Source organism: Metapseudomonas otitidis (genome assembly GCF_900111835.1).
Taxonomy (GTDB): domain Bacteria; phylum Pseudomonadota; class Gammaproteobacteria; order Pseudomonadales; family Pseudomonadaceae; genus Metapseudomonas; species Metapseudomonas otitidis.
The window spans coordinates 57,143-73,306 of sequence record NZ_FOJP01000018.1 but is presented as its reverse complement, the minus strand read 5'-3'; the positions used below and the strand labels follow the sequence as shown (position 1 = coordinate 73,306).

Here is a 16,164-nt window from a genome sequence, read left to right as displayed (position 1 = left end):
CCGGGCTTTTTCGTTTGCCTGACTATCAGGCCATTTCGGCCGTCGTCTCGAACTCGAAGGCCAGTTCATCCCCCTTCACATCGACGTGCACCACGCCGCCGTGATCGGCCAACTCGCCAAACAGGATTTCCTCCGCCAACGGACGCTTGATCTTGTCCTGGATCAGGCGAGCCATGGGGCGAGCTCCCATCTGTACGTCGTATCCGCGCTCACCGAGCCATTCCCGCGCCTCGTCACTGACAACCAACTGGACACGCTTGTCCTCCAGCTGGGCCTGCAATTCGGTGAGGAACTTGTCGACCACGTTCTTGATGGTCTCCATCGACAGACGACCAAACTGGATGATGGTGTCCAGGCGATTGCGGAACTCGGGCGTGAAGCTCTTCTTGATCACTTCCATCGCATCGGACGAGTGGTCCTGCTGGGTGAAACCGATGGACGCTCGCGCAGCAGTCTCGGCGCCGGCGTTCGTGGTCATGATCACGATCACGTTGCGGAAGTCAGCCTTGCGCCCGTTGTTGTCGGTGAGGGTGCCGTGGTCCATGACCTGCAGCAGCAGGTTGAAGACCTCGGGATGCGCCTTCTCGATCTCATCCAGCAAGAGCACGCAATGCGGCATCTTGGTGATGGCCTCGGTCAGCAATCCGCCCTGGTCGAACCCGACGTAGCCGGGAGGCGCACCAATGAGACGCGAGACGGTGTGCCGCTCCATGTACTCGGACATGTCGAAGCGCACGAGCTCGATCCCCAGCGCTTTCGCCAGCTGGCGTGCAACCTCGGTCTTGCCCACGCCGGTAGGGCCGGCGAACAGGAAGGAACCGACCGGCTTGTCCGGGGACTTCAGACCAGCACGGGAGAGCTTGATGGCCGTCGACAGCGAATCGATGGCAGCATCCTGGCCGAAGACGGTGAGCTTGAGGTCACGTTCGAGATTGCGCAGCAGCTCCTTGTCGGAACTGGTGACGTGCTTGGGCGGAATGCGCGCGATCTTCGCGACGATATCTTCCACCTGAGCCACCTCGATCCGAGCCACGCGCTTCTCTTCCGGCTGCAGGCGCTGATAGGCGCCCGCCTCATCGATCACATCGATGGCCTTGTCAGGCATGTGGCGATCGTTGATGTAGCGAGCCGCCAGCTCTGCTGCAGCACGCAGCGCTTCATCGCTGTACTCGATGTGGTGGTGCTGCTCGAAGCGCGGCTTGAGCCCTTTCAGGATGCCGATGGTGTCCTCGACGGAGGGCTCGACCACATCCACCTTCTGGAAGCGCCGCGCCAATGCCCGATCCTTCTCGAAAATGCCCCGGAACTCCTGGAAAGTCGTCGAGCCAATGCAACGGATTTCACCCGAGGACAGGAGCGGCTTGAGAAGGTTGGATGCATCCATCACCCCTCCGGATGCCGCACCCGCACCAATGATGGTGTGAATCTCATCGATGAACAGGATGGCATGGGGGCGCTTGCGCAACTCGTTCAGCAGAGCCTTGAAACGCTTCTCGAAGTCGCCACGATATTTCGTCCCGGCCAGCAACGCACCGAGATCCAGGGAGTAGACGACACTGTCGGCCAGCAACTCCGGCACCTGGTTGTCCACGATGCGCTTGGCCAGCCCCTCGGCGATGGCGGTCTTGCCGACGCCAGCCTCACCGACCAGCAACGGATTGTTCTTGCGACGACGCGCCAGGATCTGCGCTACACGCTCAACCTCATTCTCGCGCCCCACAAGCGGGTCGATGCGCCCTTGTCGGGCAAGCTCGTTCAGGTTGCTGGCATAGGCATCGAGCGGATGGCCTGCCGAAGAAGACTCGCCGCCTTCCTCATCCTGCATTTCCTGCTCGCTTTCGTGCTGCTCGCCATGACCCGGAACCTTGGAGATGCCATGGGCGATGTAGTTGACCACATCGATACGGGCGACACTCTGCTGCTTGAGCAGGAAGACGGCCTGGCTCTCCTGCTCGCTGAAGATGGCGACCAGTACGTTGGCCCCGGTGACTTCACGCTTGCCGGAGCTCTGAACGTGGAAGACTGCACGCTGCAGAACGCGCTGGAAGCCGAGCGTCGGCTGGGTTTCACGATCCTCGTCGTGCTGAGGGATCAGCGGCGTGGTGGAGTCGATGAACTCCTGAAGGTCACGCCGGAGCTTATCCAGGTTGGCGCCACAGGCGCGGAGGACGGCGGAAGCAGCATCATTGTCCAACAGGGCCAGCAGCAGGTGCTCGACCGTCATGAACTCATGACGTTTTGCGCGTGCTTCCTTGAAGGCAAGATTGAGGGTGACTTCGAGCTCGCGGTTCAACATAGCTTCACCTCATACCCAAGTGGCCGGATTAACCGTCCTTCTCGATCTCACAGAGCAGCGGATGCTGGCTCTCTCTCGCGTATTGATTCACCTGCATAGCCTTGGTTTCAGCAATATCGCGCGTATACACACCACATACGGCCCGCCCTTCGGTATGGACGGTCAGCATGACCCGCGTCGCCACTTCGCGGTCCAGGTTGAAGATGGTTTCCAGCACCTCGACCACGAAATCCATCGGCGTGTAGTCATCATTGAACATCACCACCTTGTACATGGATGGTGCCTTCAGGGCAGGCTTGGCTTCCTGAAGCACCAGACCGGCATCATCACCGCCGATGTGCTCGGGGTGATCCTGATTGAATGTTAGTCGAATCTGGCTGCTTGCATGCATGCTGGAAAAAGCTTCTTGGCCGATGGAAAGGAACGCCCCATGGAGTTTGACCCGCTTCTCAGCCGGTCGCCGCATCGCCTTGACTAAAGGCAAAAGGGTGTTACAAACAAGGGATACCCACCTACGGGTATCAAGGGTTCCGCACCTTCGTCCGCCCGGTCGGGCCTGGCGCGGGGTCGTAGTGGATGATACTCCAGTGATGGAGTCCTTTGCAGAGGGATATCAGCATGGTTAGCGGTAAGGTCAAGTGGTTCAACAACGCCAAGGGGTATGGATTTATCCTCGCTGAAGGCCGAGATGAGGACCTGTTCGCCCATTACTCGGCGATCCAGATGGAGGGCTACAAGACCCTCAAGGCTGGCCAGCCGGTAAGCTTCGACATTATCCAGGGCCCCAAGGGCCTGCATGCCGTGAATATCAGCCCTGTCACGGCGGCCAGCGATACCCATGGCACCGCTGCAGTTGCCACTGCCAAAGGTAGCGCCGTCGAAGCCTGACCCTGAAAGCTGGGGAAACGAAAAGGCCGGTCAAGTTGACCGGCCTTTTTTTGTTGCACGTCTATCGATCACATGTGCGTGATGATGGCGTCGCCGAACTCGGAGCAGGACTGCAGCTTGGCACCGTCCATCAGACGCTCGAAGTCGTAGGTGACGGTCTTCGCCGCAATGGCACCGTTCACGCCCTTGATGATCAGATCCGCAGCCTCGCCCCAACCCATGTGGCGGAGCATCATTTCGGCGGAAAGAATCACCGAACCCGGGTTCACCTTGTCCAGGCCTGCGTATTTAGGCGCAGTGCCGTGGGTCGCCTCGAACATCGCCACCGAGTCGGACAGGTTGGCGCCCGGAGCGATACCGATACCCCCCACCTCAGCCGCCAAGGCATCGGACAGGTAGTCGCCGTTGAGGTTGAGGGTCGCGATCACGTCGTACTCGGCCGGGCGCAGCAGGATCTGCTGCAGCATGGCGTCGGCGATGACGTCCTTCACCACGATGTTCTTGCCGGTGCGCGGATTCTTGAACTGCATCCACGGCCCACCATCCAGCAGTTCGGCACCGAACTCCTGGCGCGCAATCTCGTAGCCCCACTCTTTGAAGGCGCCTTCGGTGAATTTCATGATGTTGCCCTTGTGCACAAGGGTCACGGAGCTGCGGTCATTGTCCACCGCGTACTGCAGGGCCTTGCGAACCAGGCGCTTGGTGCCTTCCTCGGAAACGGGCTTGATACCGATACCGCAGTTCTCGGTGAAGCGGATCTTCTTCACGCCCATTTCCTCGGTGAGGAACTTGATGACCTTCTCGGCCTCGGGGCTACCCGCCTTCCACTCGACACCCGCATAGATGTCTTCGGAGTTCTCGCGGAAGATCACCATGTCCACGTCGCCGGGCTTCTTGACCGGGCTCGGCACGCCTTCGAACCAGCGCACGGGGCGCAGGCAAACGTAAAGATCCAGTTCCTGGCGCAGGGCCACGTTGAGGGAACGGATGCCACCGCCCACCGGCGTGGTCAGCGGGCCCTTGATGGATACGACATAGTCGCGCACGGCCTCCAGGGTTTCCTTGGGCAGCCAGGTGTCCTGATCGTAGACCTGGGTGGCCTTCTCGCCGGCATAGACCTCCATCCAGGCGATCTTGCGCTCACCGCCATAAGCCTTGGACACGGCAGCGTCCACGACCTTGATCATTACAGGGCTGATGTCGACACCAATACCATCGCCCTCGATGAAGGGAATGATGGGGGTATTCGGTACGTTCAGGGACATATCCGCGTTAACGGTGATTTTGTCACCGACTGCCGGAACCTGGATCTTTTGGTATCCCATGCTGAGCTCCATATTGTGGTTTGAGAATGCTCTTGCGGCCCGTGAGCCTACTCCAAACGGGCGGTCATCGACCATATCTTCCTTAGTCGAAACATCGTGCCAGAGCCAGCCAACCGAAAGGAATGGTACACTGCGCGCCGTGACCTCATGGTCACCTGGGTCGAGCAGTCTGGGACCAGGCTCAACTGACCCTGAAGCGGCCAGACCACCATCATGATCGGGCCGAGCAACGCTCTACTGGCGCTCCATTACCCCTCCGCGGCAATTCTCGGCACTGCTCAACATCGGATCCGTTTGAGCGACTGCATCTACCGGTGCGCTACGAGAGTCTGTGCGCGTCCAGCATAGAAGAGAGTCAAACGTTAATGCCCAACCGTCCGAAGATTACCTACACCTTCACCGACGAAGCCCCAGCGCTCGCCACCTACTCCCTCCTCCCCATCGTCAAGGGATTCGCCGCCTCCGCCGGCATCGACGTGGAGACCCGCGACATCTCCCTCGCCGGACGCATCCTCGCCACCTTCGCCGACACCCTCCCTGCCGACAAGCGCATCGAGGATGACCTGGCCTACCTGGCGACCCTTGCGACCGCCGCTGACGCCAACATCATCAAGCTGCCGAACATCTCCGCATCGGTACCGCAGCTGAAGGGCGCCATCGCAGAACTCCAGGCACTGGGCTACAACATCCCCAACTTCCCTGAAGATCCGCAGAGCGAAGAAGAGAAGGAAATCCGCGCGCGCTACACCAAGGTGCTGGGCAGCGCCGTGAACCCGGTCCTGCGCGAAGGCAACTCCGACCGCCGCGCCCCGGCAGCCGTCAAGGCGTACGCCCGCAAGCACCCGCACTCCATGGGCAAGTGGAGCATGGCCTCCCGCTCCCACGCCGACTACATGCGTGGCGGCGACTTCTTCTCCAGCGAGCAGTCCATCACCATGGCCAAGGCCGGTGACGTTCGCATCGAATTCGTCGGCAAGGACGGCCAGGTCGAGCTGAAGAAAAAGCTGGCCCTTCAGGACGGCGAAGTGCTCGACAGCATGTTCATGAGCTGCAAGAAGCTCCGTGCCTTCTTCGAACAGACCCTGCAGGACTGCAAGGAAACCGGCGTCATGTGGTCCCTGCACGTCAAGGCCACCATGATGAAGGTCTCCCACCCCATCGTGTTCGGCCACGCCGTCAGCGTTTACTACAAGGACGTCTTCGACAAGTACGGCGACCTGTTCAAGGAACTGGGCGTCAACCCGAACAACGGCATCAGCAGCGTCTACGACAAGATCAAGGCCCTGCCCGCCTCCCAGCAGGAAGAGATCCTGCACGACATCCACGAGGTCTACAGCCACCGCCCCGAAATGGCGATGGTCGACTCCGTCAAGGGCATCACCAACCTGCACATCCCCAGCGACGTGATCGTCGACGCCTCCATGCCGGCCATGATCCGCAACTCCGGCCAGATGTGGGGCAAGGACGGCAAGCAGAAAGACACCAAGGCCGTGATGCCGGAAAGCACCTACGCCCGCATCTACCAGGAAATGATCAACTTCTGCAAAACCAACGGCGCGTTCGACCCCACCACCATGGGCAGCGTACCGAACGTCGGCCTGATGGCGCAGAAGGCCGAGGAATACGGCTCCCACGACAAGACCTTCGAAATGACCGCCGACGGCACCATGCGCGTCGTCGCTGCCGACGGCACCGTCCTGATGCAGCACGAAGTGGAAGCCGGCGACATCTGGCGCGCCTGCCAGACCAAGGACGCCCCGATCCGCGACTGGGTCAAGCTGGCCGTCACCCGTGCCCGCCAGTCCAACACCCCGGCCATCTTCTGGCTGGACCCGGAGCGCGCCCACGACCGCGAACTGCAGAAGAAGGTCGAGCTGTACCTCAAGGACCACGACCTGACCGGCCTGGACATCCGCATGATGGGCTACAACGAAGCCATCCGCGTCTCCATGGAACGCATGATCCGCGGCCTGGATACCATCTCGGTGACCGGTAACGTCCTGCGTGACTACCTGACCGACCTGTTCCCCATCATGGAGCTGGGCACCTCGGCCAAGATGCTCTCCATCGTCCCGTTGATGGCGGGCGGCGGCATGTACGAAACCGGCGCCGGCGGTTCCGCGCCCAAGCACGTGCAGCAACTGGTGGAAGAGAACTACCTGCGCTGGGATTCCCTCGGCGAGTTCCTGGCCCTGGCCGTCTCCCTCGAAGAGACCGGCATCAAGACCGGCAACGCCAAGGCCAAGCTGCTGGGCAAGACCCTCGACGAAGCCACCGGCAAACTGCTGGACAACAACAAGTCTCCGTCCCGCAAGGTCGGCGAGATCGACAACCGCGGCAGCCACTTCTACCTGGCGCTCTACTGGGCCCAGGCCCTGGCCGCCCAGGACGAAGATGCCGAACTCAAGGCCCACTTCGCCCCGGTCGCCAAGGCCCTGACCGACCAGGAAGCCGCCATCGTCGCCGAACTCAACGGCGTACAGGGCAAGCCTGCCGAAATCGGCGGCTACTATCGCTCCAACCCCGAGCTGACCAGCCAGGTGATGCGCCCCAGCGCCACCTTCAACGCGGTCATCGACGGACTGGTCGCCTAAACGACCTGCAGTACCAGAAACCCCGGGCATGTCCCGGGGTTTCTTTTTCCGGCGCAGCCCTGCGAACATGTCGCCCCCTCAGAAGGAGCCACACCATGACCTGGCAACCCCACATCACCGTCGCCACCGTGGTCGAAGACCAGGGCCGCTTTCTCCTGGTCGAGGAAGAAGCCGACGGCCGGGCCGTCCTGAACCAGCCCGCCGGCCACCTCGAAGCCGACGAGACGCTGCCCCAGGCCGCCCTGCGGGAAACCCTCGAAGAGACCGGCTGGGAGGTTGAACTCACCGCCGTCACCGGCATCTACCTGTACACCGCCCCCAGCAATGGCGTGACCTACCAGCGCGTCTGCTTCGCCGCCCGCCCCCTGCGTCATCGCCCCGACCTGGCACTGGACGACGGCATCATCGGCCCGCGCTGGCTCACCCGTGACGAGCTGGCAGCCCAGCAGGACCGCTGGCGCAGCCGCCTCGTCCTGCGCTGTGTCGACGACTACCTGGCGGGTGAGCGCTTTCCCCTGGCCCTGATCCGCGACCCGGCCTGATCGCCCCCATTCGCCGCAACTGGTAGAATCCCGTTCTTTTTTTGCAGCAGCAACAGATTCCTATGTCCGATAAAGCCAACACCCGCGTCATCGTCGGCATGTCCGGCGGCGTAGACTCCTCGGTTTCCGCTCTCCTGCTGATGGAACAGGGCTACCAGGTGGAAGGCCTGTTCATGAAGAACTGGGACGAGGACGACGGCACCGAGTACTGCACCGCCAAGGAAGACCTGGCCGACGCCCAGGCCGTCTGCGACCGCATCGGCATCAAACTGCACACCGCCAACTTCGCCGCCGAGTACTGGGACAACGTGTTCGAGCACTTCCTCGCCGAATACAAGGCCGGCCGCACGCCGAACCCGGACATCCTCTGTAACCGCGAGATCAAGTTCAAAGCCTTCCTCGACTACGCCCTGATGCTCGGCGCCGACCTCATCGCCACCGGCCACTACGTGCGCCGCCGCGATATCGACGGTCGCACCGAGCTGCTCAAGGGCCTGGACCCGAACAAGGACCAGAGCTACTTCCTCCACGCCGTCGGCGGCAAGGAAATCGCCCGTACCCTGTTCCCCGTCGGCGAACTGGAGAAGCCGGAAGTCCGCGCCATCGCCGAGAAACACGGCCTGGCCACCGCCAAGAAGAAGGACTCCACCGGCATCTGCTTCATCGGTGAACGCCGCTTCAGCGACTTCCTCAAGCAGTACCTCCCCGCCCAGCCGGGTGACATCGAGACCACTGACGGCGACGTCATCGGCCGCCACCACGGCCTCATGTACCACACCATCGGCCAGCGCCAGGGCCTGGGCATTGGCGGCATGAAGGACGCCAGCGACGAGCCCTGGTACGTCCTCGCCAAGGACGTCGCCCGCAACGTCCTCGTGGTCGGCCAGGGCAACGAGCACCCATGGCTGTTCTCCCGGGCCCTGCTCGCATCCGAGATCTTCTGGGTCAACCCCATCGAACTGGACGCCCCGCGCCAACTCACCGCCAAGGTGCGCTACCGCCAGGCCGACCAGGCCTGCACCCTGGAGAAGACCGCCGACGGCTACCGCGCCGTCTTCGCCGAGCCCCAGCGCGCCGTCACCCCCGGCCAGTCCGTGGTCTTCTACGACGGCGAGGTGTGTCTCGGCGGCGGCGTGATCGAGAGCGCCGAGCCCTGGTACAGCGAGGAACGCACCTGATGGCCCCGCTGAACGAACAACTCATTGCCCTCGGCGGCGTCTTCGAAGCCGCCGCCCTGGTCGACCGCATCGCCAAGACCGGGCAGATCAGCGAAGCCCCCCTCGCCTGCATGATCGGCAGCCTGCTGGTGCGCGACCCGAAGAGCACCCTGGACGTGTACGGCGGCGACGACATCAACCTGCGCGACGGCTACAAGGCCCTGGTCAGTGCACTCGAACGCGAGCCCGCCAGCCTCCAGCGCGAGCCCCTGCGTTACGCCCTGTCGCTGCTCACCCTCGAACGCCAACTGGCCAAGCGCGACGACATGCTCGACCAGATCGGCAGCCGCCTCGACCAGATCCAGCAGCAGGTGCAGCACTTCGGCCCGGCCCACGACAACGTCGTCGCCTCCTGTGCCTCGCTCTACCAGGACACACTCAGCACCTTCCGCCAGCGCATCCAGGTGCATGGCGACATGCGCTACCTGCAGCAATCCACCAACGCCGCCAGGATCCGCGCCCTGCTGCTCGCCGGCATCCGCTCAGCCCGCCTCTGGCGCCAGCTCGGCGGCCACCGCTGGCAGTTGCTGTTCAGCCGTCGCAAGCTGCTCGCCGAACTCTATCCCCTGCTACGAGGGTGAGCCCAGCGACCGGTCGCCGGAAGGTGACCGGTCGGGCACGGCGACCGGGTCGGTTTTCATGTATGATGTGCGCCCTTTTCGTTGACCGACCTGCCCGAGACCCCCTCCATGCAGCTCTCTTCGCTCACTGCGGTTTCCCCCGTCGATGGCCGCTACGCCGGCAAAACCAGCGCCCTGCGTCCGATCTTCAGTGAATACGGCCTGATCCGTTTCCGCGTCCAGGTCGAAGTGCGCTGGCTGCAGCGCCTCGCCGCCCACGCCGGCGTTCCGGAAGTGGCGCCCTTCTCCGCCGAAGCCAACGCCCTGCTGGACAAGCTCGCCGAAGACTTCCAGCTCGAGCATGCCGAGCGCATCAAGGAAATCGAACGCACCACCAACCACGACGTGAAGGCCGTGGAGTACCTGCTCAAGGAGCAGGCCGCCACGCTGCCGGAACTGGCCAAGGTCAGCGAGTTCATCCACTTCGCCTGCACCAGCGAGGACATCAACAACCTGTCCCACGCCCTGATGCTGCGCGAAGGCCGCGACCAGGTGATCCTGCCGCTCATGCGCCAGCTGACCAACGCCATCCGCGATCTGGCCGTGCGCTTCGCCGACGTCCCGATGCTGTCCCGCACCCACGGCCAGCCCGCCTCGCCCACCACCCTCGGCAAGGAAATGGCCAACGTCGTCTACCGCCTGGAGCGCCAGATCGCCCAGGTGGCCGCCGTCCCGCTGCTCGGCAAGATCAACGGCGCCGTCGGCAACTACAACGCCCACCTGTCCGCCTACCCGGACATCGACTGGGAAGCCAACGCCCGCGAGTTCATCGAAGGCGACCTGGGCCTGACCTGGAACCCCTACACCACCCAGATCGAGCCCCACGACTACATCGCCGAACTGTTCGATGCCGTCGCCCGCTTCAACACCATCCTCATCGACTTCGACCGCGACGTCTGGGGCTACATCTCCCTCGGCTACTTCAAGCAGAAGACCGTTGCCGGCGAGATCGGCTCCTCCACCATGCCGCACAAGGTCAACCCGATCGACTTCGAGAACTCCGAAGGCAACCTCGGCATCGCCAACGCCCTGTTCCAGCACCTGGCCAGCAAGCTGCCGATCTCCCGCTGGCAGCGCGACCTGACCGACTCCACCGTGCTGCGCAACCTCGGCGTCGGCTTCGCCCACAGCGTCATCGCCTATGAAGCCAGCCTCAAGGGCATCGGCAAGCTGGAGCTGAACGCCCAGCGCATCGCCGAAGACCTGGACGCCTGCTGGGAAGTCCTCGCCGAGCCGGTGCAGACCGTCATGCGTCGTTACGGCGTCGAGAACCCCTACGAGAAGCTGAAGGAACTGACCCGCGGCAAGGGCATCAGCCCCGAAGCCCTGCAGACTTTCATCGACGGCCTGGCCATCCCTGCCGAAGCCAAGGCCGAACTGCGCAAACTGACCCCGGCTGCCTACATCGGCAACGCCGTGGCCCAGGCCAAGCGCATCTGACGGGCAACCGCCTCCATACGCCCGGCCGTGCCGGGCGTTTTTATTTCACAGGTTCACTGCCATGACTTCCGATCTTCCCCTGCAAATCCTCGGCGGCATCTCTGCCCGCGAATTCCTCCGTGACTACTGGCAGAAGAAGCCGCTGCTGATCCGCCAGGCCATCCCAGGCTTCGAAAGCCCCATCTCCCCCGATGAGTTGGCCGGCCTGTCCCTGGAAGAGGAAGTCGAGTCGCGCATCATCCTCGAACACGGCGAGCGCCCCTGGGAGCTGCGTCGCGGCCCCTTCGCCGAGGACACCTACCAGAACCTGCCCGAGCGCGACTGGACCCTGCTGGTGCAGTCCGTCGACCAGTTCGTCCCGGAAGTCGGCGAACTGCTGGAACACTTCCGCTTCCTGCCCAACTGGCGCATCGACGACGTCATGATCAGCTACGCCGCCCCGGGAGGCGGTGTCGGCCCGCACTACGACAACTACGACGTCTTCCTGCTCCAGGGCCACGGCCACCGCCGCTGGCGCATCGGCCAGATGTGCGACGCCGACAGCGCGCTGCTGCCCCACGGGGATCTGCGCATCCTCGCCGAATTCATGGGCACCGATGAGTGGGTCCTGGAACCCGGCGACATGCTCTACCTGCCGCCGCGCCTCGCCCACTTCGGCACCGCCGAAGACGACTGCATGACCTACTCGGTCGGCTTCCGCGCCCCCAGCGCCGCCGAAGTGCTCACCCACTTCACCGACTTCCTCGCCCAGTTCATCCCGGACGAGGAGCGCTACAGCGACGCCGACATCCAGCCGGTCGAAGACCCGCACCAGATCCAGCAGGACGCCCTCGACCGCCTCAAGGCCCTGATCGCCGAGCACATGAGCGACGAGCGCCTGCTGCTGACCTGGTTCGGCCAGTTCATGACCGAGCCGCGCTACCCCGAACTGGTCACTGGCATCGAAGTCGATGAAGAAGCCTTCGTCGGCGCCATCGAAGACGGCGCCGTGATCATCCGCAACCCCAGCGCGCGTATGGCCTGGTCGGAAGTGGACATCGGCCTCGTGCTGTTCGCCAGCGGCCAGAGCCGCCTGCTGCCCTCCTCCCTGCGCGAACTGCTGCGCCTGGTGTGCTCCAGCGATGCACTGCACATCGAGAACCTCGGCCGATGGCTGGCCGACGAAGACGGGCGTAAGCTTCTGTGGGAACTGATCAAGCAAGGAAGTCTGGAGTTTGCCGATGAGTGAGATTCACGTCCGAATCGCCGACTGGCAGAAGGACAACGCTGACTTGCGACGCATCCGCGAGGCGGTCTTCATCGCCGAGCAATCCGTGTCGCCTGAACAGGAGTGGGATGCCGAGGATGCCGACGCCGTGCACTTCCTCGCCCTCGAGCACGAGTACGCCATCGGCACCGCGCGCCTGTTGCCCGACGGCCACATCGGTCGCGTTTCGGTCCTCAAGGATTGGCGCGGCCTGCATGTCGGTGATCGCCTGCTCGAAGCGGTGATCGCCGAAGCGGAGCGCCGCGGCCTCAAGCAGCAGATGCTCTCGGCCCAGGTCCACGCCACGCCGTTCTACGAGCGCCATGGCTTCCGTGTGGTCAGCGAGGAATTCATCGAAGCCGGCATCCCCCACGTGGATATGGTGCGCGACAGCCAATAGAGGTCCCCATGGAATCGAACGTCCCGGAAAACGAAGAGATCGAGGCCGAACTGCCTGCCATCGAATTCCATTCACCGGGACGTTTCGATGTCCATAACCCGGTTCCGGACCTGCGCGAACCCGCCCCCTGGGAACCCGCTCCCTTCGTGCTCGGCCAGCACGACGCCCTGCAGCGCTTCGCCAAACCCGAGGAAGCCCGCCCTCACGCCCTGGCGCTCCTGCAACAGGCCCAGCGCAGCCTCAACCTCTACACGCCCGACCTGGAAGCCTGGCTCTATCACCACAGCAGCATCCAGACGGCCTGCACCCGCTTCCTCCTGGCCAACCCGCGCAACCGCCTGCGCATCCTGATCCGCGACGTGACCCGCCCGGTGAAGGAAGGCCACCGCCTGCTCAACCTCGTGCGCCGCCTGTCCAGCAACAGCCAGATCCGCCGACTCAACCCGGACCACGCCAGCGAAGAGTGTGCCTACCTGCTGGCGGACGACCGTGGCCTGCTGATGCGCCCGGAGCTGGACAGCTTCGCCGGCTACGCCCTGTACAACGACCCCGGCCGCTGCCGCCTGCGCCAGGTCCAGTTCGACCAGGCCTGGGACCAGAGCGTCAGCGCCCCCGACCTGCGGAGTTTCCTGCTATGACGCCACGCGCCCTGCTCGCCGCCCTTTGCCTGGCCCTGAGCCTGCCCCTGCAGGCCGCCACTGAAGTCATCCCGCTCAACTACCGCACCGCCGAGGACGTGATGCCGGTGGTGCAGTCGGTGATCGGCAACGAAGGCCGGGTCAGCGCCTACGGCAACCAGCTGATCGTCAATGCCTCCCCGCAGAAGATCCAGGAACTGCGCGGCGTGCTCGACAAGCTCGACACCGCCCCGCGCCGCCTGCTGATCTCGGTGGACACCAGCGACAGCAACTACCAGGACGACCGGGGCTACAGCGTCAACGGCTCGGCCAGCGTCGGCGGCGTCGACGTCCAGGCCGGCCGTGGCGAAGTCAACGGCCGCGACCAGGTGCGCATCATCCGCCGCAGCACCGACAGCCGGGGCGGCGGCGTCCAGCAGGTCCAGGCCACCGAGGGCTACCCCGCCCTCATCCAGGTCGGCCAGAGCGTGCCCATCACCAGCGCCAGCACCGGGCCCTATGGGCAGGTCTACACCAACACCGAATACCGCAACGTCACCCGCGGCTTCTACGTCACCGCCAGCGTCACCGGGCAGACCGTGCACGTCAGCCTCAGCAGCAACCGCGACCGCCTCAGCCAATCCCAGCCGGGCGCCATCGATATCCAGAGCACCGATACCCGCGTCAGCGGCCGGCTCGGCGAATGGATCACCGTCGGCGGCGTCAACGAATCCAGCCAGAGCGACAACAGTGGTTTCCTGCACCGCCAGACCACCCAGGGCAGCGAAAACATGACCCTGCGCCTGAAGGTCGACAGCCTCGACTGAGCCCCCCCAACTGACCATCCAGTCGCACACACGACTTTTGTAGTAGTCACAAAAAAACACTACAAAAACGTTTGACGAACACTTGTTTGAGGCGCATGATGGCCCCGCTCCCGCTAACCAGGGGCCCTGAAACGGGCCTCCGGGCCGTGCTCCAGACCAACGAGCCGACCCGTGTTGTGTAGCCCAAAAGGCAGTGCGACGAGGTTGCGACTGGAACGAGGTTGTCCTGAGGGACGGGGAAGCACCGCGAAACTGGCAGACGAAACTTCACCCCTATTCGTGCGTCAAGGCATCCACGAGCCGAAAGCGCCACGGGTAGCGATCACCGAAGCCGCCTGCACCGTTCGTCTCAACCCCTCCCTCCGAGTTCACACTCGCTCTGGTCACATTCTCAGCGTACTGCGGTGAGCAACCCGCCATGGCCGTCCAGGTCCTTGCACGGGGAAGTTGGTGCTCAACCATACACATTTGAAGGATTGACCATGTCCGCATATCAGAACGAGATCAAAGCCGTTGCCGCGCTGAAAGAGAAGTACGGCAGCAGCTGGAGCGCGATCAACCCCGAGTACGCAGCTCGCATGCGTGTGCAGAACCGCTTCAAGACCGGTCTGGACATCGCCAAGTACACCGCGGCCATCATGCGCAAGGACATGGCCGAGTACGATGCCGACTCCTCCGTCTACACCCAGTCCCTGGGCTGCTGGCACGGCTTCATCGGTCAGCAGAAGCTGATCTCCATCAAGAAGCACCTGAAGACCACCAACAAGCGCTACCTCTACCTGTCCGGCTGGATGGTTGCCGCCCTGCGTTCCGACTTCGGTCCGCTGCCCGACCAGTCCATGCACGAGAAGACCGCTGTCGCCGGCCTGATCGAAGAGCTGTACACCTTCCTGCGCCAGGCTGACGCCCGCGAACTGGACCTGCTGTTCACCGCCCTGGACGCTGCCCGCGCCGCCGGTGACAAGGCCAAGGAAGCCGAAGTACAGGCCCAGATCGACGGCTACGAAACCCACGTCGTCCCGATCATCGCCGACATCGACGCTGGCTTCGGTAACCCGGAAGCCACCTACCTGCTGGCCAAGAAGATGATCGAAGCCGGTGCCTGCTGCATCCAGATCGAGAACCAGGTTTCCGACGAGAAGCAGTGCGGCCACCAGGACGGCAAAGTGACCGTTCCCCACGAAGACTTCCTCGCCAAGATCAACGCCGTTCGCTACGCGTTCCTCGAGCTGGGTGTGGACGACGGCGTGATCGTTGCCCGTACCGACTCCCTGGGTGCCGGCCTGACCAAGCAGATCGCCGTGACCAAGCAGCCGGGCGACCTGGGCGACCAGTACAACTCCTTCCTGGACTGCGAAGAGATCTCCGCTGCCGAACTGAAGAACGGCGACGTCGTGATCAACCGCGAAGGCAAGCTGCTGCGTCCCAAGCGCCTGCCGTCCAACCTGTTCCAGTTCCGTCAGGGCACCGGCGAAGACCGCTGCGTACTGGACTGCATCACCAGCCTGCAGAACGGCGCCGACCTGCTGTGGATCGAAACCGAGAAGCCGCACGTTGGCCAGATCAAGGGCATGGTTGACCGCATCCGTCAGGTCATCCCGAACGCCAAGCTGGTCTACAACAACAGCCCGTCCTTCAACTGGACCCTGAACTTCCGCCAGCAGGTGTTCGACGCGTTCGTCGCCGAAGGCAAGGACGTTTCCGCCTACGACCGCGCCAAGCTGATGAGCGTCGAGTACGACGAGACCGAACTGGCCCAGGTTGCAGACGAGAAGATCCGTACCTTCCAGCGTGACGGTTCCGCCCACGCCGGCATCTTCCACCACCTGATCACCCTGCCGACCTACCACACTGCGGCCCTGTCCACCGACAACCTGGCCAAAGGCTACTTCGCCGACGAGGGCATGCTGGCCTACGTGAAGGGTGTTCAGCGTCAGGAACTGCGCCAAGGCATCGCCTGCGTCAAGCACCAGAACATGGCTGGCTCCGACATCGGCGACAACCACAAGGAGTACTTCGCTGGCGAAGCGGCTCTGAAGGCAAGCGGTAAAGACAACACCATGAACCAGTTCCACTAATAGGAACTGTTCACCGGCGGGCCCTCGGGCCCAGCCGGATGCCTCAAGGCCCCGGTAGCGATACCGGGGCCTTT

13 protein-coding genes and 1 pseudogene are annotated in these 16,164 nt (G+C 63.4%); 11 read left to right on the top strand and 3 right to left on the bottom strand.

Annotated features, from left to right (window positions below; genetic code table 11):
- Window positions 1-25: 25 nt before the first annotated feature.
- Together clpA and clpS are read right to left on the bottom strand one after the other, a co-directional pair.
- A complete protein-coding gene (gene clpA / locus BM198_RS22500; RefSeq protein ID WP_074972572.1) occupies window positions 26-2,296 on the bottom strand; it encodes an ATP-dependent Clp protease ATP-binding subunit ClpA in 2,271 nt (756 codons plus the stop codon).
- A 28-nt stretch (window positions 2,297-2,324) separates the two neighbouring features.
- The gene (gene clpS, locus BM198_RS22495) at window positions 2,325-2,687 is read right to left on the bottom strand and encodes an ATP-dependent Clp protease adapter ClpS (RefSeq protein ID WP_044406310.1); all 363 of its coding nucleotides are present in this window, start codon (window positions 2,685-2,687) and stop codon (window positions 2,325-2,327) included.
- A gap of 227 nt (window positions 2,688-2,914) precedes the next feature.
- On the opposite strand from clpS, the pseudogene cspD reads away from it, so the two are divergent.
- Window positions 2,915-3,173, top strand: a pseudogene (gene cspD, locus BM198_RS22490) (cold shock domain-containing protein CspD); the annotation flags it as partial.
- Window positions 3,174-3,252: 79 nt separating this feature from the next.
- On the opposite strand, the gene icd reads toward cspD, so the two are convergent.
- The gene (gene icd / locus BM198_RS22485) at window positions 3,253-4,509 is read right to left on the bottom strand and encodes an NADP-dependent isocitrate dehydrogenase (protein ID WP_044406307.1); all 1,257 of its coding nucleotides are present in this window, start codon (window positions 4,507-4,509) and stop codon (window positions 3,253-3,255) included.
- Between the two features lie 365 nt (window positions 4,510-4,874).
- Here icd and BM198_RS22475 point away from each other — a divergent pair, with 365 nt between their 5' ends.
- The 10 genes from BM198_RS22475 (at window position 4,875) to BM198_RS22430 (ending at window position 16,090) form a co-directional block, all read left to right on the top strand.
- Window positions 4,875-7,103 carry an NADP-dependent isocitrate dehydrogenase gene (locus tag BM198_RS22475; RefSeq protein WP_074972571.1) on the top strand — a complete coding sequence of 743 codons (2,229 nt, stop codon included), beginning with the start codon at window positions 4,875-4,877 and terminating at the stop codon, window positions 7,101-7,103.
- Window positions 7,104-7,198: 95 nt separating this feature from the next.
- Entirely contained in the window at window positions 7,199-7,645 is a 447-nt protein-coding gene (locus tag BM198_RS22470; protein WP_044406298.1) for an NUDIX hydrolase, read from the top strand.
- Window positions 7,646-7,707: 62 nt separating this feature from the next.
- Window positions 7,708-8,823 (top strand): tRNA 2-thiouridine(34) synthase MnmA, encoded by a 1,116-nt coding sequence (mnmA, locus tag BM198_RS22465; RefSeq protein ID WP_074972570.1) that lies wholly within the window; start codon window positions 7,708-7,710, stop codon window positions 8,821-8,823.
- Window positions 8,823-9,443, top strand: a complete 621-nt coding sequence (gene hflD, locus BM198_RS22460) for a high frequency lysogenization protein HflD (RefSeq protein WP_044406292.1) — start codon at window positions 8,823-8,825, stop codon at window positions 9,441-9,443. The genes mnmA and hflD overlap by 1 nt, the downstream gene beginning before the upstream one ends.
- 108 nt (window positions 9,444-9,551) lie before the next feature.
- Window positions 9,552-10,922: an adenylosuccinate lyase gene (gene purB, locus BM198_RS22455; RefSeq protein ID WP_074972568.1), complete on the top strand. Its 1,371-nt coding sequence runs from the start codon at window positions 9,552-9,554 to the stop codon at window positions 10,920-10,922.
- Between the two features lie 61 nt (window positions 10,923-10,983).
- Complete coding sequence (locus tag BM198_RS22450) at window positions 10,984-12,150, top strand: ribosomal protein uL16 3-hydroxylase (RefSeq protein WP_044406286.1); 1,167 nt, start codon at window positions 10,984-10,986, stop codon at window positions 12,148-12,150.
- Window positions 12,143-12,568 carry a GNAT family N-acetyltransferase gene (locus BM198_RS22445; protein WP_044406283.1) on the top strand — a complete coding sequence of 142 codons (426 nt, stop codon included), beginning with the start codon at window positions 12,143-12,145 and terminating at the stop codon, window positions 12,566-12,568. The genes BM198_RS22450 and BM198_RS22445 overlap by 8 nt, the downstream gene beginning before the upstream one ends.
- An 8-nt stretch (window positions 12,569-12,576) precedes the next feature.
- Window positions 12,577-13,206, top strand: a complete 630-nt coding sequence (locus BM198_RS22440) for a DUF7931 domain-containing protein (RefSeq protein WP_074972566.1) — start codon at window positions 12,577-12,579, stop codon at window positions 13,204-13,206.
- Window positions 13,203-14,012, top strand: a complete 810-nt coding sequence (locus BM198_RS22435) for a secretin N-terminal domain-containing protein (RefSeq protein WP_074972564.1) — start codon at window positions 13,203-13,205, stop codon at window positions 14,010-14,012. Before BM198_RS22440 ends, BM198_RS22435 begins: the two co-directional genes overlap by 4 nt.
- Before the next feature lie 482 nt (window positions 14,013-14,494).
- The gene (locus BM198_RS22430; protein ID WP_044406275.1) at window positions 14,495-16,090 is read left to right on the top strand and encodes an isocitrate lyase; all 1,596 of its coding nucleotides are present in this window, start codon (window positions 14,495-14,497) and stop codon (window positions 16,088-16,090) included.
- Window positions 16,091-16,164 lie beyond the last annotated feature (74 nt).